This is a genomic window from Actibacterium sp. XHP0104 (assembly GCF_025751515.1).
Lineage (GTDB): Bacteria > Pseudomonadota > Alphaproteobacteria > Rhodobacterales > Rhodobacteraceae > Actibacterium_D.
Genome location: NZ_JAOWLE010000003.1, coordinates 277,752 through 297,894, shown reverse-complemented (window position 1 = coordinate 297,894; position 20,143 = coordinate 277,752). Strand labels below are relative to the sequence as shown.

At 56.1% G+C, this 20,143-nt stretch carries 16 protein-coding genes and 1 tRNA gene; 9 read left to right on the top strand and 8 right to left on the bottom strand.

Annotated features, from left to right (window positions below; translation table 11 throughout):
- Nucleotides 1-1,549: ATP-binding protein (locus OE856_RS07620; protein ID WP_263715480.1), on the top strand; the 1,549-nt coding region annotated here is incomplete at its 5' end.
- Nucleotides 1,550-2,162: 613 nt separating this feature from the next.
- On the opposite strand, the gene OE856_RS07615 is transcribed toward OE856_RS07620, so the two are convergent.
- The 5 genes from OE856_RS07615 to OE856_RS07595 are packed head-to-tail and all read right to left on the bottom strand — an operon-like array spanning nt 2,163 to nt 8,194.
- The gene (locus OE856_RS07615) at nt 2,163-3,314 is read right to left on the bottom strand and encodes an ATP-binding protein (RefSeq protein WP_263715479.1); all 1,152 of its coding nucleotides are present in this window, start codon (nt 3,312-3,314) and stop codon (nt 2,163-2,165) included.
- Nucleotides 3,311-3,859 (bottom strand): phospholipase D family protein, encoded by a 549-nt coding sequence (locus OE856_RS07610; RefSeq protein WP_263715478.1) that lies wholly within the window; start codon nt 3,857-3,859, stop codon nt 3,311-3,313. The genes OE856_RS07615 and OE856_RS07610 overlap by 4 nt, the downstream gene beginning before the upstream one ends.
- Nucleotides 3,859-5,013 (bottom strand): hypothetical protein, encoded by a 1,155-nt coding sequence (locus OE856_RS07605; protein ID WP_263715477.1) that lies wholly within the window; start codon nt 5,011-5,013, stop codon nt 3,859-3,861. Before OE856_RS07605 ends, OE856_RS07610 begins: the two co-directional genes overlap by 1 nt.
- Entirely contained in the window at nt 5,010-6,365 is a 1,356-nt protein-coding gene (locus tag OE856_RS07600) for an ATP-binding protein (RefSeq protein ID WP_263715476.1), read from the bottom strand. Before OE856_RS07600 ends, OE856_RS07605 begins: the two co-directional genes overlap by 4 nt.
- Entirely contained in the window at nt 6,362-8,194 is a 1,833-nt protein-coding gene (locus OE856_RS07595; RefSeq protein ID WP_263715475.1) for an ATP-binding cassette domain-containing protein, read from the bottom strand. The genes OE856_RS07600 and OE856_RS07595 overlap by 4 nt, the downstream gene beginning before the upstream one ends.
- A gap of 318 nt (nt 8,195-8,512) precedes the next feature.
- Here OE856_RS07595 and OE856_RS07590 point away from each other — a divergent pair, with 318 nt between their 5' ends.
- From OE856_RS07590 to OE856_RS07580, 3 genes are all read left to right on the top strand, one after another.
- A complete protein-coding gene (locus OE856_RS07590; protein WP_263715474.1) occupies nt 8,513-9,679 on the top strand; it encodes a tyrosine-type recombinase/integrase in 1,167 nt (388 codons plus the stop codon).
- A 201-nt stretch (nt 9,680-9,880) separates the two neighbouring features.
- Complete coding sequence (locus tag OE856_RS07585) at nt 9,881-10,495, top strand: hypothetical protein (RefSeq protein ID WP_263715473.1); 615 nt, start codon at nt 9,881-9,883, stop codon at nt 10,493-10,495.
- A gap of 390 nt (nt 10,496-10,885) precedes the next feature.
- Nucleotides 10,886-11,509, top strand: a complete 624-nt coding sequence (locus tag OE856_RS07580) for a hypothetical protein (RefSeq protein ID WP_263715472.1) — start codon at nt 10,886-10,888, stop codon at nt 11,507-11,509.
- 821 nt (nt 11,510-12,330) lie between these two features.
- On the opposite strand, the gene OE856_RS07575 is transcribed toward OE856_RS07580, so the two are convergent.
- Both OE856_RS07575 and OE856_RS07570 read right to left on the bottom strand, forming a co-directional pair.
- Nucleotides 12,331-12,561, bottom strand: coding sequence for a hypothetical protein (locus tag OE856_RS07575; RefSeq protein WP_263715471.1), 231 nt, complete (start codon nt 12,559-12,561; stop codon nt 12,331-12,333).
- Between the two features lie 225 nt (nt 12,562-12,786).
- A tRNA-Thr gene (locus OE856_RS07570) sits at nt 12,787-12,862 on the bottom strand.
- A 364-nt stretch (nt 12,863-13,226) separates the two neighbouring features.
- On the opposite strand from OE856_RS07570, the gene OE856_RS07565 reads away from it, so the two are divergent.
- The 5 genes from OE856_RS07565 to OE856_RS07545 all read left to right on the top strand — a co-directional run bounded on the left by OE856_RS07565 (nt 13,227) and on the right by OE856_RS07545 (nt 19,627).
- Nucleotides 13,227-13,886, top strand: a complete 660-nt coding sequence (locus OE856_RS07565) for a TetR/AcrR family transcriptional regulator (protein ID WP_263715470.1) — start codon at nt 13,227-13,229, stop codon at nt 13,884-13,886.
- 39 nt (nt 13,887-13,925) lie between these two features.
- Nucleotides 13,926-14,504 carry a peroxidase-related enzyme gene (locus OE856_RS07560; RefSeq protein WP_263715469.1) on the top strand — a complete coding sequence of 193 codons (579 nt, stop codon included), beginning with the start codon at nt 13,926-13,928 and terminating at the stop codon, nt 14,502-14,504.
- 97 nt (nt 14,505-14,601) lie between these two features.
- Nucleotides 14,602-15,210, top strand: a complete 609-nt coding sequence (locus tag OE856_RS07555) for a TetR/AcrR family transcriptional regulator (RefSeq protein WP_263715468.1) — start codon at nt 14,602-14,604, stop codon at nt 15,208-15,210.
- Entirely contained in the window at nt 15,207-16,508 is a 1,302-nt protein-coding gene (locus tag OE856_RS07550; protein ID WP_263715467.1) for an efflux RND transporter periplasmic adaptor subunit, read from the top strand. Before OE856_RS07555 ends, OE856_RS07550 begins: the two co-directional genes overlap by 4 nt.
- Complete coding sequence (locus OE856_RS07545; RefSeq protein ID WP_263715466.1) at nt 16,505-19,627, top strand: efflux RND transporter permease subunit; 3,123 nt, start codon at nt 16,505-16,507, stop codon at nt 19,625-19,627. Before OE856_RS07550 ends, OE856_RS07545 begins: the two co-directional genes overlap by 4 nt.
- On the opposite strand, the gene OE856_RS07540 is transcribed toward OE856_RS07545, so the two are convergent.
- Nucleotides 19,596-20,072, bottom strand: coding sequence for an Lrp/AsnC family transcriptional regulator (locus tag OE856_RS07540; protein WP_263715465.1), 477 nt, complete (start codon nt 20,070-20,072; stop codon nt 19,596-19,598). The two genes, OE856_RS07545 and OE856_RS07540, sit on opposite strands and share 32 nt — an antisense overlap.
- Nucleotides 20,073-20,143 lie beyond the last annotated feature (71 nt).

Here is a 20,143-nt window from a genome sequence, read left to right as displayed (position 1 = left end):
TGCCCCATCAAAACTTCAACCTGCCGCAACTTCGAGACAATCTCTTCGGGCTTCGGTCGCTTGTTCGCCATTCTCAGTCCTCCGTTTCCTAAACATAACGGTGGACCAGTTCAGATGGGGAGGCTCACTCGAAACAGTTCCTGAAATCGACGCGAACTGCTTTGCGCTTGAGGGTGAGCGTCTAACTAACTTCATGCAAGTAATTTCAAATGTTACTGGCGATGGGCCACAACTAGAGCTAGGAAAGTATACCCTGGATGATAATGCCACCGCGTTTCTCAATGGAAATAGATTGTTCCAGAGACACGCCGTGATTGTGGGAAGCACAGGATCAGGCAAATCTTTCACCACGGCGAGGGTGCTAGACCAAGTCGCAGCCTTGGCTCATGCCAACGCCATTTTATTTGATATCCACGGTGAGTACAAAACGCTGAATGGTGGAGAGTTTCGCCACCTGCGAGTAGCCGGTCCTGGTGATCTTGGGCAGGATCACGGTCTTGATGATGGGATCCTCTATCTGCCGTATTGGTTGCTAGGATACGAAGCTATGGTTTCTCTTTTTGTGGACCGGTCTGATCAAAACGCGCCAAACCAAGCAATGGTCATGGCCAACACGATAACAGAGGCTAAACGCAAGTATCTCACCGACGGCAATCACGGGGAAGTTCTTGCCAATTTCACTGTAGACAGTCCCGTTCCGTTCCCACTTGGCGAAATACTTGGGCGTTTGAAGTATCTTGATACTGAGAGGGTTCCAGGTGCGCGAGCGGGTTCCGACAAAGCTGGAGACTTCAATGGAAAACTGAGTCGGCTTATTGCTCGCTTCGAGGCGAAGCATCTCGATCGTAGGCTAGGATTTCTATTCCAGCCACACGATGAATGTATGGAAATGGAGTGGCTCTCTAGACTAGCGCACGCACTAACCGCCAGCGGCGGGGCGCAACAAGTCGGTCAAGGTGGCATCAAGATTATTGATTTCTCAGAGGTTCCATCCGACATCCTGCCCTTGATGGTCAGCCTGCTTGCAAGGTTGGTTTTCAATATCACTCAATGGACACCCGTCGAACGCCGTCATCCGATAGCTTTGTTCTGTGATGAGGCGCACTTGTATATTCCAGAGAGAGCCGGCCATGAGGGGGTGGATGATATCTCTGTTGGCATTTTCGAGCGCATCGCGAAGGAGGGTCGAAAGTATGGCGTCGGCCTTGTTGTCATTAGTCAGCGTCCTTCGGAAGTGAACAGGACGGTCCTGAGCCAGTGTAACAACGTGGTCGCGATGCGTTTGACGAATGGCGATGATCAGAGCGTTATCCGAAGACTGTTACCAGATAGCCTGGGCGGCTTTGGTGATCTCTTGCCCGTTCTTGATGTTGGTGAAGCACTGGTCGTTGGTGACGCTAGTTTATTGCCAACCAGAGTTCGAGTAGGAGAGCCGCGCTACAAACCGAACAGCGCCACTATAGAATTTTGGGACCGGTGGGCGGGCGAAATACCCGAGTCGGATATTGATGGCGCTGTGTTGGCTTGGAGAAGGCAAAGTGCGAGGTAAGGTCTGCAACGATGGGCGTGAAAAATTCACGCTGCTGCACGGCGAAGTGGTATCAAGTTTTTCGACAGCTAATGCGGTGCTCTAGTCACACTTGCAACTTGAAAAACGGTAGCGCTGACTTTGAATGCGCGGAAGCTACGTTTTGCATGACTGACGTCCTATAGGTTCTCAGCATGCGCTAAGCACCAATGTCCCAAACGCGAGCTGCGGGCGCAGCGTTCAGATGAACGTAAGGATTTCCTAGACGGGCCAGGATCGGACAAACATCTGATTATATTGGAAGAACTGGTGCCGCTGAAGGGACTCGAACCCCCGACCCCATCATTACGAATTTTGGCGTCGGGTCGTTGCATGGAGCTGGAACTCACCACCGTCAGTCGTATAACATATTACGATTGCTTGACTAATTCAGAGCGAGCCTTTGGACGTAGCCAGATGCCGTTTCCGATTGTTTGATACACACACCCTACTAATCCCCTACTAGCGCGCAATTTGGCGCCCTACTAAGCGAGAAGAGTGCAAAAATACAGGCGTTGCGACATGCCGATAGCTTGACCACTCGAAGCTTTCGGCAAGCACTCCTTCCCAATACGCTTTGTGGTCGTCGCATTGTTTAGCGATAGCCCTCAAGGATTTTCTCAGTTGTCTTCAAATCGATTTCGTCGCCTGGTTGTAGGTCAAACCTGCGGATGGCTCGCTCCAATACTCGCTTGCAATCGATGAAGAGGTTTCTGGGGGTTAGACTTGTCGTATCCGAAATGATGAACTCCACAGATTCTTGTGAAAACGGATAGTATGTATCTGCATGCTCCGATTCATCTGTCCTGAAATAGTTGATCTGAGCCTTCAGAAACTTAAGAGCTTCGTCGTCATCCAGCATTGGGACTTCAATGTAGTTCCTTGTAAGTCGTTTCAACAAATGTTGCGGCATTACAGCTTCTAGGAGCGCTGTTGCAGCTGAGAAGCTAATCACCAGACAGAACTTGTAAGGCAAACCGTTGATAAGCTCACGAATACCATTAAACACAAGATCGCTTTCCGAAGTCTTCGCGTCAAACAAGACTTCCCCTTCGTCAATGAATAGATAAACTGACTCTACAACGTAGGTTTCATCCTTGAACTCAGTCATTAGCACGCGGAAAAAGTCCGCTAGCACTTTCGAAGCGATGAAATCAGAGTCTATTTTTCCTTCATACTCGTCGCCATCACACTTCATGTTCCCGCACATAAACTCAAAAACCTGAGGGGTTTCTACAGCTCCTCGATAGAGCAAGCGCAGCATTGGACGGTCATGAGCGGGAAACTGCGCTATTGCGGTTTCATAGCGCATTGTCTTCTCCGGGGCGCTATCAAGCCCTTCGGGAACGACCGCCTCCTTGGCCAATTCATCAACTTTGGATTTTAGCTCTTCGCACAAAGCCTCGAACTTTCCCCTACCGAGGTAACGCATGATGTACTTATAAAGCTCAAGAAAGTTCAGCTTTGTCGCGACCCGAGGTCGTTCAATATAGATAGCGATGGACTTAAAATCATCCTTGCTATTATCAACCATGGTTTTGAGATAACGCAATGCATGGCTCTTGCCAGCCCCTAACTCGCCGTGCAGTACAGCAAACTCAGTCACACCAATATCTCGGGCGCGAACCCCTTTAACGAGGTCTACTAGTTCCTCCCTAAGCTCGTCTCTTCCCGCCCAATTGTGGACTGGTCCATCGGGCACTATTGGAAATGGGTCTTGCTTGAGGTCAAATGCGTTCAGCTTCAATTCTCTTCTCCTTCACCTGCTGGCTGTCCACGTTGCAGCCAACTTTGGTATGATATTGCGCCACCGTTGTCCCTAAGACGTGCGATTTCTCTATGGCACGGTGTAGCGTCTCCGACGCCTTCCATTTCAGTTACAAGCTCATGGTTGTTTGCCATTCCACCGATCGTAAAATTTGCCGATCCAACGAAGCTCCGAAAATACCCTTTAGCGTATTCGAAGTGATACATCTTCGCGTGTAAATAGGGTTTCGACCTAATATAAATCTCAACCCCTAAAGCTGACAGTGCTCTAGCAGTATCAATAGGCAACGACGTATGGCCACCTGGCGGCCCGGTAACAATCTGAATTTTTTCGACCCCTCGCCGATTTGCAAATCGACAAAACTCCTCAACATCTTTGAACGGTTCCGGCAACTTTCCAAAATATGGAGAGCAAATCATCAACAAGGAAATCTCTTCACTCAAGGAACTTACAAACCGTCGAGTAAAATCCTTCGTGTGAAGCACATTTTGAAATGTTACGTTTGACCGCTTAGAACTGCTCATCAATTTTGTTTTTCTTGCTTTACTTTGGGTCGGTAGAACCCAATTGAACCCTTTTTCGCCGAAAACCGCTCGACTTCCGACTTACGTGATTTGAACACCTCATCTACCACTGTCTGCCAGTCATAGCTCCTTTGGTCCTTGAAGCTGCGAAACGTTATGTACTCTATCGGAAGCCGAAGGGAAGCTTGAGAAGCGTGCTTGAGCTTACTTGCAGGGTACCCCAAAACCATCACACGAACAACATCATCAATGAGGGATTGAACCTCAAATTCTTTTGGTTTCAATCTGTTAGAGTCTGCGAACCATGTATCTTCGTACGGCTCTCCTGCTTGGAGAGATATGGGGATTCCGAGCTCTGTCTGGAGCCCTTTTTGGGGGCCGAGCCAAAAGAATTCTTCACCCACTTCTAGTGATGCAATTGCTTCTCGGCCAAACCTCCGAAGCGTAGCGTTGGAACGGTCAAACATCCCAATGTCTTCCAGCCACCCTTTGCGTGGTGTCACGTGGTGTCTCGCCGTGTTCTTGGAGATGCTTTCGATCTTATATTGGCCCTTCCGCCCCTTGACTGGGGTTAGCCAAGAAATGGCGTTGGCCACTCTGTCTCTTAGAATCGCCTCCGGAAAAGCTGCGTGCAACCATTCCGTTCTTCGATGTCTAAGCTCACGCATGAATTCTTGATAATAGGACTGGATATCCTGCGAGGTTGATGACTCATAGAACTTCAAGATTGGATACAGCGCATCAGCGTCCGCTAGAAAAACTAGTTTCGCTGTGAAAAACTTCAGAAACTCGCGGTCACGCACGTCTCTTGCACCGTTCAATGTTCGCCCAAGTTCCGTTGGGGCGAGGCGCTCGAGTCGTGCATCTCTCCGCGATACGGTCTCGACCAAATCCATAGATTTGGCAAAGCTCAGAACTTCGGAACGGTATTCACCTGAAGTTCTCTTTTGGTCTCGACCTTCAGTTTCCCCGTGATCTGTTTCATCGAGAAAAGCAACTATCTCATCTCTATAGAGAGACGGATTGTCGCCAAATGCATCTAGTGTCGAAAAGATTCTGTTCAGGTCATAAGCCCCTGTCGTGTAGCCGATGTACCGCGAGAGTGCGCCGGATAGCGCCGCCTCCATCTCAGATCGGGTCCCGAATAAGCTCATTTGGGCGTGGCTCCACCATGCGCGCTCGTTCTGGGCCTGATTTTGGCGATGAAAGTCCTACCGCTTGCACCATCCGCGACAACGGCTTCTCCGGGGCCGAGGCTTCTTAGTACATCAGTCATAGATGTAGTGCGCTCATGACTAATTTCGTACTCAGCGGCAGATCGTGTGGGCATTCGAGCAACGGCAGCCGAAAGGTCGGTGTCGAAGCCCAGCATGTGTGTAATTGTTATGTCCACTTGGCTTAGAAGCTTCGAGTTGACTGCAGACGGCTGTTGAGTGGCAAAAACAAGTGACAAACCAGCATCCCTACCTCGCTTGACGTAGTCAACCAGCGGTGCGGTTGCCGGGGTTTGCCCGTCAGAAGGAACAAGCACGTGCGCCTCATCCAATACCAACCAGAGGCGGTTGGTAAGCTTTTTTGCGTCGGGCGGAGGGGGGCTGCCTGTGCGATCTGCGACCTTTCTTGCTTGCTGAACCCTGCCCATTCTATCGGCAACCAAGCGAGAAATGACACCAACGACTAACCCCCTTATCATTTCCGGTAGGTTACGCATCAGTATGACCGTAAGGCTTCCCGGTGCGAGCAAGAGGTCGATTTCGACGCCGGTTGCAGTGATCAAGCCAGTTCCGTCCAGCCCCTCCAATCTCCACCTGAGTCCATCAATCGTCGACTGTTGGAAACCCGACAGCTCGGGAGAGTCCACACAGTTTCCAGCCAAATCACCGGGTGTTCTTTTGCCATAAATAGAAATCAGAGTTAGTAGCGCCTGCCCCATAGCGCTAAAGCGTTCGAGTTCCAGAATTGCAAGATAGTCTGACGTCGATAGCTGTTCAGATGAGATCGAGAATGTTTCCGAGTTTGGTACTTCGGTATCGCTGGTTTGCGGAACAAGCACCTTGACGTTTGGAACTAGCTTCGGCTCCAACCCCCACTCAAGAAGATCGGCGAGCTGATCGCTGTCAGCCTCTACCGATTGGCTGGGCTCATATGCCAATGTCCAGAATTGGTCTTGAACATCAAAGACAATGGCAGAATCTGTTATCCTTTGCTCGTCAGTTGATGCCGCGCCAAATACACCTTCCAGCCAGACGCCTAAATCAAAGCTTTTTCCACTTCCGCGACTACCAAATATTCCGACTACGTGCGGGAAACTGACATCACAGTACACCCCATAGTCCAAAATGTTCGATGATTTCCCTTGCTCAATCACTTTTCCTAAGAATGCGGTTCTGTTGTCACCACCCGGCCTAGCGCCAATCAAAACCCGCTTCTGCTTGCTATCAATGTTAAATGTGTTGTGGCTTGATGTTCTAAATCGGGTGGTTGAGAAAACCTTCTTATACTTCATTCTGCATCCAATCTGGAGTTTTGCCTCACCTGCGGTGCGCTACCCCGCCTTAGCAGTATGGTTTGCTTTTGTTTCAACATTGGAAGCAATCTCTCGTAGGCAGCGGTGGCGACAACCACGGCTGTGTTTCGGGATGCTGCCAAATTTCGTAGGCCCTTGCAAACGGCATGTGTCGTGTACTGATCAAGAGCTTCGCAAAAATTATCGATCAGTACGACTTGAGGCTTTGAGAGCATGGTGAGAGCAAGCTGTAGGCGATACTTTTGACCTGAGCTCAAGCCAGACACAGGTCTGACGAACAGTTGAGGCTCCGCAAGCCCACAGCTTGCGGCAACTCGTATGAAGGCTTCGACGTCGCTACTCTTAACATGGTCCAAAGGGCATCTTTCGTTATCGATTTCGGCCATGGTATCAACCTGCACACTGCCCTTTAAGTCGCCAGTCAGGTGGACCGAAGTACCGTCCACTGAGAATTCTCTTTCCAAACTTGAGCTGGACTTCATAGCCTCGAGAAGTAGAGTTTTTCCCGATCCACTCGCTCCGCAAACAAGAGAAATGCCTCCACGCGGCACTTCTAGGCTGAAAGGCTTGACAATTTCCGCTTCAAAATCTGCACCGACAAACCCGAACGCGTCTTGAACGGTTCTGGCTCGCGTAGATTGCGACATTGGGGTTTTTACAGATGCAGATAGGTCGGAAAACTCAATGACCGTTTTGGATTCACTCGATGGATTTAATTCTTTCGACTTGGTGAACCCAATCACTTGAAAACGATCCGAAACATACTTTTTGGCTTTGGGTGTAAGGCCCGAAATATAACAAGGCTTTGGCCTCCGATTTAGTCGGTACAATGCTTCCCATGTCTCCTGATCCAACTCCGCAGGATCATATTTCAGAGATGAAATCACATCATCAAAAGATCTTTCTCCACTTTGCATGTGCTTGAGTAGGGTGGAAGCGTAACCGCGCTGCATGGTCATTACCCCGCCGCCGCCTTGGGGCATGGCCTTCACACCCTCAGCCGAAAGGGCTTTTCTTACAAGGTAGTTCATATCTTTCGAAAGCCGATGCTCGTTACCCTCGGTTTTCCCCATTAGGAAAAAGTCCTCATCGACAAACGGATAGTAGTTGAGCATGTCGGCTGTGATTTCGATAAATCGTGGCCGAAAACCTCCGTAGTGCCATTGCTTGGCGGAATACTCACGCGCAGCGCAAATAAGCGGACGCGCTAAACCGAGGCCGCGAACCTCAGGATGAATAACGAACCTAGAAATCCGGCAGATCGTATTCGAATAGGCCTTTGAGGCGGCCCTATCCCACGTATTCCACGTAATACCTGTCTCATCCCAGAAAGGCGCGTTGAAAAAAACTCGTCTTGCCGAATTAGCTATCATGCTGGATGAGATTTCGATGAAACCAAGTGTCGGAGGAAGATCCCAAACTTCACTTGTGGCTATTAGGGGTACAACCCGACCCGCGCCCCCTCCCCCCCTATAGTGAAAGTTCTTCAGTTCACTGAATTGAGAAAGCTCCTCGGCGGTTTCAACCTCCTTCAAGGTAATGTCGACTTCTCGAGCACCAACCAGCACTTTGGATTGGGCTTTCCAAGGCACGTCGATCCGAATCCAGGAGTTGTCCTGCTTTGCCAGAACTTCCAGTCGTGTTCCGTCCGTCCGTACCTCGTCCCCTTTCCCTAGAGGGAGAAACCTGCGGGTAGACAAAGTTTCCCCTGAATCAAACTTGAACTTGGCTTCTCTAGCCGTTGCTGTGCGGTTGACTATCTTGTGTAACTTAAGACCAGCCATCATATTTTTTTTATTCGTTTTCATTGCTGGCTCTCTCTAAGTCCACTTGCTCTTACTATACCGCCGTTCGGGAGGTCACGCCAGGCCGAAATGACCACTAGGTACTAATCACCCTTTCCGTCGCGGATAGCTCAGACTTCACCACTCCTTCGTCCGTGCGTGCGATGCGTAGCCTTTTCGCAAACTCGCTCGCAAACTCATGCCAATTCCTGAGCAGCACATTGGTTTGAGCGGTCTTTCATTCTCTCGTACATGGCCGGAAATCCTATCATAACCCGATGAAAAGTCGAGCTTTTTCTCTGGATGTGCTTAAAATGATTTGTGGTCAGAAGGAGGGTCACAATGCCAAGCCTACGTCTTACGCGCCGCGCAGTCGATGAAGTTCCGCATCCCGCGAGCGGTCAGGTTTTCTATCGCGACACCATGCTTTCCGGCTTTGGGTTGCGGGTCGGGGCCAACTCCAAGGTGTTCTTTGCCGAAGGGCAGGTGAACCGGCGCACGCGGCGGGTCACGATTGGCCGGGCCGATGTGTTTGCGCCGGAGATTGCCCGCAAGAAGGCGCTGGTCATTTTGGGAGAGATGGCCGAAGGGCGCGACCCCAATGCAGAGAAACGCAAGGAAAAGCGAGAACGGGTCACGGTGGAAATGGCCTTCGACCGTTTCTTCGAGGCCCGTAAGGCGCTGTCCCCCAACACGGTCAGCAACTACCGCCGGTCGGCGCATCTGTACCTCAAGGCGTGGCGCAAGAAGGAGATCAAGGAAATCACCCGCCAGATGGTTCTTAAGAAGCATCAGGAGATTGGTAAAAAACACGGCGAGACCACCGCCAACAATGTGATTCGCCACTTTCGTTCGGTCTACAATTTTATCTCCGCCACGCAGGACGACTATCCGCCCAATCCGGTGCAAATCCTGACCCAAGCGCGGGCATGGTTCAAAGAGCGCCGCCGCCAAACCGTTGTGACCGCTGTCGATCTGCCCGCGTGGTGGAAGGCGGTTATGGCGGAGCCGGATTATTCCCGGGATTTCCTTCTGACCGCTCTGTTCACAGGCATGCGCCGCAGCGAAGTGATGCAACTGCGCTGGGAGAACGTGGACCTCTCGGCCAAGACCCTTCACCTGCCGACCACCAAGAACGGCGACCCGCTTACCCTCCCTCTGTCGGAGTTTCTGGCCGACCTGCTGGCTCAACGGCGCGAGGCGAACCAAGGCTCTTCTTGGGTGTTCCCCGGACCGGGTCGTACCGGCCATTTGGTCGAAACCAAGAAGTTCCTTCTGCGCGTGTCGGCCGGGTCCGGCGTCAACTTCACCCTGCACGACTTGCGGCGCACCTTCATCACCATCGCCGAGAGCCTCGACGTGCCCTACTACGCGCTCAAGCGGCTGCTGAACCACCGCACCAATGGGGACGTAACCGGCGGCTATATCGTGGTGAATGCTGAACGTCTGCGCGAGCCGGTCGAACTGGTGGCCAAGCGCATCCTGGAACTGAAAGAACCACGCGACTGACCCTCGGGTGACCCCACCCCATCGAGGGCACTCAGAGCCATGGGTGCGATAGCCATTCCGGCTCCGAAGGAATCCGGGCGCATCCCTGAACATAGAAAAGACGAAATTCATGTGTTTAACCGGTGATCGTCCGGTTGCGCCTTCGTACGCACACGCGCATCATTTCGGGCATTTATGCCAGGGAAAAATGAAAGGCGCTTCATGATAGATACACCAAAAGATGACGACTGGTGGGTTCTCAGCAAGCATGTCGATGAGCACGACTGGCGGGGAAGCGTTCTTAGCAACGCGTTTGTTGACGCAATGCTACTAGCATTCATCCGAGCGCATCCGCTGATGGAGAAAGGTGGCAACATTAGCGAAGCGGACCGCCTCCGTGATGCTCGCCGCGCATTATTCGGCATTCCAGCGGGAACGCGCAACAAGTACTACGCCGACTACGCCGCGCTTAGAGATATGGCTCTAGGTTATGTTGCCGACCGAAGTGGAGAAATCCCAGCCGATGAGCATGGAACATACGTCTGCCAACCAGAAGAGATCGACTGCCGTTCGCTCAAAGACCTTGCTTTGGGTGCATTGGAGAAAGGGCTCGCAAATGGGGGGCGAAAGGAAATTGGCACCTGCGAAAGCTCTGTGAAGCGGCTATCGCGGAAGTTCGTAAGCGAATTCGACGAACTTATTCGATTCGCGGAGGACGACAGCGGAGTTAAACTTATCACGGATAAGACGCGCCAACTCCAGGTGCTGCTAGGACCGACATCCGTACCGATGAGCTTAACGTCTGATTTCATTAGGGATTTAAAGGGGATAGTTTAGATCCTTGGATTAATCTCGTAAACACCGGCAAATAAGTGACCACCGAAAAAATGAAAGGTGGTCAAGATGACTCTTACAAAAAACCAACTTCTTACAACCAAGCAGCTGCCGGATATCACCGGTTTCAGCGTAAGTTATTTCGAGAAAGGTCGCCATCTTGGTTATGGCCCACGCTTTCTCCGTTCTAAGTCCGGTAGCCGCACTGGCAAGGTTCTATATCGGCGGATCGACGTCGAAAACTGGATGGCCAACTTGGTCTGCGACCCGAATGGAGGCTCAAATGCTTGATATTGGGAGCAGATCGAGGTCCGTTGTGGAGTTGGTGCAGCCAATAGCAGAACTTGGAAATCCATCACCGCGTTCGCCTCATTTCCGGAAAGGAGTGAAGTGATGATCTATCCAAATGAGTTTCAACCCAGACGACCAGATCGTGATGAAGATGGAGAGCTACTTTCCTATCGAACCTATATATCTAGGCCAGATGCCCAGTACGATGTATTTGATCTGGCGAATGCTATTTGCCAAACGAAGTTGTATCGATGGGTAAAGACTGAGTTCGTGAATGGTACGCCAATAGCAGAACTGCACGCATATCTATTCTGGGACCAGCCTTTGGTTTCCAAGAGACACCTTGGAGCAACAATTCTTCAGGCAGTCGCGTATGACCCTCGTAAGCTCAAGGCAAAGACCAAGGATAATCCAAGAGCCTGCATGTACTATTGCTTTAGGAACTCAAAGGACCTTGAGTACGGTCTGGAGTGGATGATCTCAATGTGGATCCGCCGAGTAGTTTACGGTGAATCCCAACAAGAGGTTCAAGAAGCGCTGGACGAGCTAGCCGACTGCGAAGAACACAATCTCAAAGGCCTATTCTGGCAACCAATGCTGGACCTTGCTGATATGTCAGCTTTTCCAACTTTCAATTGGAGGGACCTGTGGGCCGAATATCAACTTGAACCACAGACCCCAAGAGCAGAAGCATCAAAACGGCCAGAGTTGCGCAGCTTTGAATAAGTTGGGTTTGCTGACAGTGAGACCCAAAAGTGACTTTAGTTGGGTCTCACTACCCAATGTCTAGTTTTGATCGTATTTCTACCAAAAAGGGTACGCCGCAGGGCAAATTCTAGTGAAGTCAGCCGTTTGGAGGAAATTTTTGCAAGCCATTGTTATTATTATACTAAACTATAATTAGTAGTATCATAATACTAATGGCAATAGGCTCTACTACCTCCTGCCCCAGGTAGCAGCACTGCGGCTTGCACCCTGAAACAAGTGGTGTCAGCCGATATTTACCATTTACCGATGCTTGTGCGGAATTTTCTGCAACAAAAACAGTAGTTTGGTCTATAATCGACATAAACAAATTGTGCTCTACTAATAGTTCCGCCCCCACTTACCCTAACTGCGACTACATCAGGGCATCACTGACTGATAGGTCATGCGAGAAGGCATTGAAGCCAAGAGCGAATGGCTCAAGCTTCGGTGGGTGAAATGTCGGATATTTGCTATCCAATTCTTGACTGCGGCGTACCAGATGAAAATCTATGTGGATCGGGTAAAGTCGTGATGGTAGTCCTCGTCGTGTGGCATATCCCTTTCTCTGCGAGAATTGCAGCGCCCGCACAACACCATGATATGCCGATCTTCAGGGGCCATCATCAACTCTCAGCTATAGCCCCCTTCAACTTAGATCCTGGCAACATCAATCAGCAGGTGCAACGCTACATTGAAGCTATGCGGGGTGCTTACTGGGCAACCTGCGGGGGTGGGGGTGCCCAAAGGGCAGCACTGCCCACAGGCGGACGCCTAAGGACGTGTGGTGGTGCATTTTGGGCTTACCCTTGCACATCCAACGTCAGCGTCCGCCAACTTCCACGCTCGGGGAAGTACTTGGTCGTGCCGGTGAATGTACCGCGTATCATCGCGCCGAAACCATTTTGGGCATCGAAGTGACCGACAACCTGATAGATGCAATTTCCCATGTTCCGCGTTCCAGTACCGAAGCGATCCGGAAACTCTGCTGTCGAGGACGCGCGCAGCGACCGGCGCACATCTTCTTGGATCATGACATAGGCCAGCGCAGTCTTTTCGTCCGAACGTTCGGCAAGGTGTCATTTCGGCCGACACCGACCGCTTGCGGTGGGGTTACTACGCCCCGAGACTGGCTCTTTCTGCCAATCCTACGCGCAGCCTAACCCGGATGTCTGATAATCGAAAGCGCAAACGTCACCTTGCAGGCTTGCCGAAGGTGTTGATTCCAGTGCTAAATTTTCGGAGGTGGTGGAGAAGAATGGTGCCGGTGATAGGACTCGAACCTACGACCCCATCATTACGAATGACGTGCTCTACCAGCTGAGCTACACCGGCATTCTTCTCTTTCCGCGGCCCTACTATGGCCCTACTAGCTACTGCGCGACTTCTCTAACTCACTGGTCTCAAACGTCAATCGCGGATGGACCCGCTACTTACGAATGACGTGCTCTACCAGCTGAGCTACAGCGGCATTCCTCTCTCGCGGGGCCGGTCTTGCTGACTGGCCGTCGCACGGCGATCCTTTAAACCGTAGGTTTGAAACGCGCAAGGCGCAATCAGTTGCTGCGTTGCACCCTGGCGCGTGGCTTTGCGGCTTGCATGCAACGTCTGACCCCTGAAACCCAAGCGAAAACCCGCGGTTTGGCAGGCCCCGTGGTCTGTTCTTGATTTTAATAGACGATCGGTCTATTAATTCGGAATGACAGAGAATCGCCCCCCCAAACGCGGCCGTGGTCGCCCGCCCAAAGACGAGGCCCAGCATCGTGCAACGATGGAGCGTCTGGTGAATGCCGGTCTGGCCGTGCTGACGGAAAAGGGCTTCTCGGCAGTCGGGATCGACGAGATCCTGCGCCTGGCCGAGGTGCCAAAGGGGTCTTTCTACCACTATTTCGACAGCAAGACGGCCTTTGGCTCAGAGCTGATCGACCGCTACTCGGAGTACTTCGTCATCATGCTGACCCGCTGGTTCACCGATGACAGCCTGACCCCGCTGAACCGGATGCGCGCTTTTGTGGCCGAGGCCATGCATGGCATGGCGCGCTATCAGTATCGGCGCGGCTGTCTGGTGGGTAATCTGGGCCAGGAGATGGGCACCTTGCCCGAGGTTTTGCGCGGCCAGCTGACCGGTGTGTTCGACACCTGGCAGGCGTTGACCGCCGACTGTCTGCGGGCTGCGCAGGATACGGGCGAGATCGCCCCGCACCATGATTGCGACCGCCTGGCCGCGCTGTTCTGGATCGGATGGGAAGGCGCCGTTCTGCGCGCCAAGCTGGAACGCCAGCCCGAACCGCTTGAAATTTTTGCCGAAGGATTTTTCGCCATGATCGGCGCCCGGCAAGACCGAAACCCCTCGTCCTGAAAATCTGGCGGCGCAGCCGTCACAACCCGGAGACAACCAATGACCCAAGCAGACCAGGCACCTATCAGCCGCTTTCCCGTGCCGGCCCTGTCGGAGATGCCCGAAGACATTCGCACCCGGCTGGAGGCCGTGCAGGAAAAGGCGGGGTTCATCCCCAATGTCTTTCTCGTCCTGGCGCACCGCCCCGACGAATTCCGCGCGTTCTTTGCCTATCATGATGCGCTGATGGACAAGCCGGGCAACCTGACCCATGCCGATCGCGAGATGATCATCGTCACGACTTCGAACCTGAACCAGTGCCAGTATTGCGTGATCTCGCATGGCGCCATTCTGCGCGTGCGGGCCAAGAACCCGCTGGTCGCCGACCAGGTGGCGGTGAACTATCGCAAGGCCGACATCACGCCGCGCCAAAAGGCGATGCTGGATTTCGCGGTCAAAGTGTCTCATCACGCCTATGAGGTCACGGATGCCGATTTCGAAACCCTCGCGGCCCACGGGCTGGATGCCGAGGACGCCTGGGATATCGCAGGTATCACCGCCTTCTTTGGCCTGTCGAACCGCATGGCCAACGTGACCAACATGCGCGCCAACCCCGAATTCTACACGATGGGCCGCTAAGCCCTGATCCGGGGGGCGGCAACCTGTCGCCCCCCGGCCAAATTGTGAGATGCCTGAAATTATGTTAGTGAGTTATCACTAACTAAAGGCGCATCCCATGACTCGCACCCGAAAAACGGCCGAGGAACGACAGCAACAGATCGTGCAGGCGGTGCTTGATCTGCTGCCGACCACGCCTGTCGAATCCCTGTCGACCACGGTGATTGCGCGCCAGGTCGGCCTGACCCAGGCCGCCATTTTTCGTCACTATCCCACCAAGAATGCCATCTGGGCCGCGGTCTTGAACGAGATCCGCAAGCGCGCCCGCGGCTCGTGGGACGAGGCCCTTGCCGGTGCCACCACGCCGCTTGACCGCATTCGCGCGGTGCTTGCGGCGCAGTTGACGCTGATCACCGAGTTTCCCGCCATTCCGACGCTTTTGTTCACCTCGGGCCGGGTCGAGGCCGAAAAGGATATCCGCCCGGTCCATCTGGCGGTGATGCGCGATTTGCGGGTGCTGTTGGTGGCCGAACTGGGTGCGGTCCGTGCCGAGGGGCAGGTGAGCCAGCCCGCCAGCGATCAGGATTGCGCCGATCTGTTGATGGGGCTGATCCAGGGTACCGTGCTGCGCTGGACGCTGACAGGGCACGGATTTGACCTGGTGGCCGAGGGCCGCCGTTTGATCGACATACAGCTGTCGCTGTTCGCAAAAGGAAATCTGCGATGACCCGAAAACGCGCCTTGTGGATCGTACCGCCGCTGGTCGTCGGCGTGGCCATCGCCGCCATTCTGGTCTCGCGCGCCGGGCCGCCCGCCCGCGTCGAACATGCCGAGCGGCAGGTTACCGCCCGCGTCAGCGTGGTTACGCCCACCCCGATCCGCCCGGTCGTGCATGGCTTTGCCGAGGCCCGCCCGGCCCAGCAATGGGATGCCGTGGCCGAGGTGGCCGGCACCATCACCTATCGCCATCCCGATCTGGAAACCGGCAACCTGATCGGTGCCGGCACGCAGGTGCTGACCATCGACCCCACGCGCTATCAGGCCAACCTGGCGCAGGTTCAGGCTGATATCGCCGCGCTAAGCGCCGAGGCGCAGCAGCTGGCCACCGAAGAGCAAAACACCCGCAGCATTCTGGAGATCGAACAGCGCCGTCTAGATCTGGCCGAGTCCGACCTGACCCGCGCCCGTGATCTGGTGGCGCAGGGCACCGCGTCGCAATCGCGGCTGGATGAACAGGAACGCGCGACCCTGCAACTGCGCCGCACGGTGCAAGAGCTGACCAACACGCTGGGCCTGATCCCGGTGCGTCAGGCCGCGCTTGAGGCCCGGCTTGCCCGCGCCAATGCTGCGCAGCAAACGGCGCAGCATGACCTGTCGAAAACCGCGATCATCGCGCCCTTTGACCTGCGCGTCGGCCCCGTTGGCGTGCAGGAATACCAGTTCGTGCCCGCCGGGCAGCGGCTGGTCTCGGGCGATGGATTGGCCCGGATCGAGGCCACGGCCCATATCCCGGTCGAGGGCCTGGCCCGCCTGATCGGCGCGGCCAGCGGCGGCACGGGTCTGAACGCCACCGATCTGACCGCAACGCTGGATCGGATCGAGGCCCGCCTGACCCTTGCCGGCGATTACAGCCAGCACTGGCAGGGCCGTGTGCTGCGCGTGGAAAACGCGCTGGACCCGCAGGCGCGGTCGGTGCCCGTGGTGATCGCGGTTGAAGACCCCTATGCCGGGGCGAACCCGCCGGTGAAACTGCCGCTGGTGCCAAACATGTATCTGGTCGTGACCCTGACGGGCCCGGCGCTGGGCGATCGTATCGCCATTCCCGAGAACGCCGTTCACAACGGTCAGGTCTATATCCGAAACGCCGACGGGCGGCTGGAACTGCGCGGCGTCGATGTGGGTTGGCGGCAGGATGGGCTGGCGATCATCACCGGGGGGCTGAACGCGGGCGATGCGGTTATCCTCGACGACATCACCCCCGCGCTGCCGGGCCTGTTGATCACCCCGGCTGAGGCCGCGCAATGATCGGCTGGTTCACCCGGCACCCCACGGCGGCAAACCTGCTGCTGGTGCTGATTGCGGCGGTGGGCATCATGGCCGCGCCGATGCTGAAACGCGAAACCTTTCCCGATTTCCGCCCGACCGAGGCCGAGATCTCGGTGATCTATCGCGGGGCCGCTCCGCAAGAGGTCGAAGACGCGATCTGTCGCCGGATCTGGGATGCGGTCGAGGCTGTGGAATACCTTGACGAGCTGACCTGCACCGCCCGCGACAATGCCGCCCGCGCCGTGGCCACCATGGCCCCCAAAGGCGATGCCGGGCAGTTCGTCAACGACCTGCGAACCGAGCTAAGCGCCATCGACGATTTCCCCGATGACGCCGACCCCGCCACCGTGCGCCGTCTGCACCGCACCGACATGATCGCGATGGTCGCGGTTGCGGGGGACGCGCCCGAGATCGCGCTGGAAACCTACGCCGCCGGCTTGGAAACCACACTTGCCGCGCTGCCCGGCGTGGCGCGGGTCACGGTGTCGGGCTTTGGCACGCGGCAATTGCAGATCACCGTGCCGCGCGCCGTTCTGGCCCAGCATAACCTGACCGCCGCCCAACTGGCCGCGCGGATCGAGGCGCAAAGCCTTGACCGGCCACTGGGCAGCCTGGAAACCCCTGGCCAGGACATCACCATGCGCCTGGTGGCCGAGCGCCGCACCCTGGCTGAGCTGGCCGATATCGTCATCCTCTCGCGCCCCAATGGCAGCGAGATCACGCTGGGCCAGATTGCCGGTATCGAACAGGCCTATAGCCCGGCCGAGGAACAGGCCTTTCTGGACGGCCAGCGCGCGGTCTACCTGCAGATCGACAAATCGCTGGATGCCGATGCGCTGACCGTGTTCGACACGGTCGAAAAGGTCATCGCCGCCGAGGCCGAAACCATGCCCCCCGGCCTGCGCGTCGAGGTGGTGCAGGACATGACCGGCATCGTGCGCGACCGTCTGGCCATGCTGGTGCAGAACGGGGTGATGGGCCTGGTGCTGGTGCTGCTGGTCATGAGCCTGTTTTTCCGCCCCGGCTATGCGATCTGGGCGGCGATGGGCCTGCCCGTGGCGTTCTTGGGTGCCTTTGTCGCGATGACCTTGTTCGGCCTGTCGATCAACATGATCACGCTTGTGGCTTTGCTGATGGCGATCGGCATCGTGATGGACGATTCCATCGTAATCTCGGACGCCATCGCCACCGCCCATGCCCGCGGGGCCTCGCCTGCCCAGGCGGCGATAGCGGGCACCTTGCAGGTGATGCCGGGCGTGGTGTCATCCTTCCTGACCACGGTCGCGATCTTTCTGCCGCTGTCGTTCCTGTCGGGCGAATTGGGCGCGGTGCTCGAGGTGCTGCCGATTGTGCTGATCGCCGCGCTTTTCGCCAGCCTGATCGAGGCCTTCCTGATCCTGCCGCATCACCTGTCGCACGGGTTGCGCCATGCCTCGCGCCCGCCGTCGAAACTGCGCCAGCGGTTTGACGCGCGGTTTGAACGCTTTCTTGAACAGGGCGTCGGGCGGCTGGCCGATCTGGCGATTGCGCGGCGCTATTTCGTCACCGGGATGGTGATCGCGTTGCTGATCGTCACCGTCGGCGTCATGCGCGGCGGCTATGTCAAACGCGAGGCCCTGCCCGAGATCGACGGCGACGTGATCGAGGCGCGCATCCTGATGCCGCAGGGCACGCCGCTGGCCCGCACCGCGCAGGTGACAGCCCAGGTCGAGGCCGCGCTGGCCCGCGTCAACGACACCCTGTCACCCGATCAGCCCGGCGGCGCGCCACTGGTGCAATCGGTGCAGACCCGGTTCAACCGCAACCTAAGCGCCGGCGAAACCGGCCCGCATGTGGCCACGGTGTCGGCCGATCTGCTGGGCGCCGGCGCGCGCCGCACCACGCTGGATCAGCTGACCACCCTGTGGCGGCAAGAAATCGGCCCGGTGCCCGGCGCCATCGCCATCACCCTGACCGAGCCGGGCTTTGGCCCACAGGGCACGGCGGTGGAAATTCGGCTGTTTCATCCCGACCTGGATGTCCTAAGCCGCGCCGGTGATGCCCTGCTGGCCGAGGCGCAATCCTATGCCGGGGTCTATAACGCCCTGCACGACCTGCGCCCCGGCCGGCCAGAGCTGCGCCTGACCCTGGCCCCCGGTGCGACCGGTCTGGGCCTGACCGCGCAAGACATCGCCGCGCAGATCGGCACCGCCTATCTGGGCCGCATCATCACCACGGTGCAGGTCGGCGACACGGCCTTTGAGATCACCCTGCAACAGGCCGATGCCGACCGTGACAGCATGGATGACCTGACCGAATTCGAGATCCGCCTGGCCGATGGCACCGCAGTGCCGTTGTCGACCGTGGCGCGGCTGGACCACGCGCGTGGCTGGGCCTCGGTTGCCCATGTCGATGGGCGGCGCACGCTGACCGTGTCGGCCGATGTCGATGGCCGCGTGGGCAATGCCGATGCGATCGTGTCGGCGCTGGCCAAGGGCTATCTGCCCGACCTGATCGCCCGCACCCCCGGCCTCAGCGCCGAGATCGGCGGGCAAAGCGCCAATTCGGCCGAGACCGTGGGCTCGATCCTGCGGGGCTTCGCGATTGGTCTTGTGGGCATCTATGTCATCCTGTCGTTCCAGTTCCGCAGCTATGTCGAACCGGTGATCGTGATGCTGACCATCCCGCTGGCGCTGGTCGGCGTGGTGCTGGGGCACAAGCTGATGGGATACAATATCTCGATGCCGTCGATCATGGGGGCCGCCTCGCTGGCCGGGATTGTCGTGAACAACGCCATCCTGCTGGTCGAGGTCATCAAGCGCCACGCCGCCGAGGGCATGGATCTGGCCCGCGCCGCCGGTCAGGCCAGTCGCGAACGGTTTCGCCCGATCATCGTGTCGGTCAGCACCACCATCGCCGGCATGATGCCGCTGTTGCTGGAAACCAGCACCCAGGCCCAGACGGTGAAACCGCTGGTGATCTCGGTCGGGTTCGGGTTGCTGGCGGCGACGGTTCTGGTGCTGCTGGTGGTGCCGGGGCTTTATGCCATTCTGGGCGATCTGGGCCTAAGCCGCGCCGGGCGCGCCGCTAGCCCAGATCGGCAAAGCCGGTATCCTTGACCGCCTGCATCGCCACATAGGTCGATGAATGCGCCACATGCGGCAGGGCGGAAATCTGTTCGCCCAGCACCCGGCGATAGGCCCGCATATCGGTCGTGCGCACCTTGAGCAGATAGTCGAAATGCGCGGCGATCATATGGGCCTGTTCCACCTCGGGAATGCGCGCAACCGCATCGTTGAATGCCCTTAGCGCGGCCTGCCGCGTGTCGCTTAGTTTGACCTCGACAAAGGCCACGTGATCCAGTCCCAGCCGCACCGGATCGACCAAGGCGCGATAGCCGGTGATCACGCCTTCGGCCTCTAGCCGCCTCAGCCGAGCCTGCGTGGGCGATTTCGACAGCCCGATCCGCGCTGCCAGATCGGTGATCGAGATTCGCCCGTCCTCGGTCAGGGCGGCCAGGATCTTGCGGTCATATCCGTCAAGGTGGGGCTGATCGTTTTGCATGAAAACCCGTCCGACAATTAGCCATTTCGGAAATCATATCGCACCAACTCGGGAAAAACGAACATCAAATG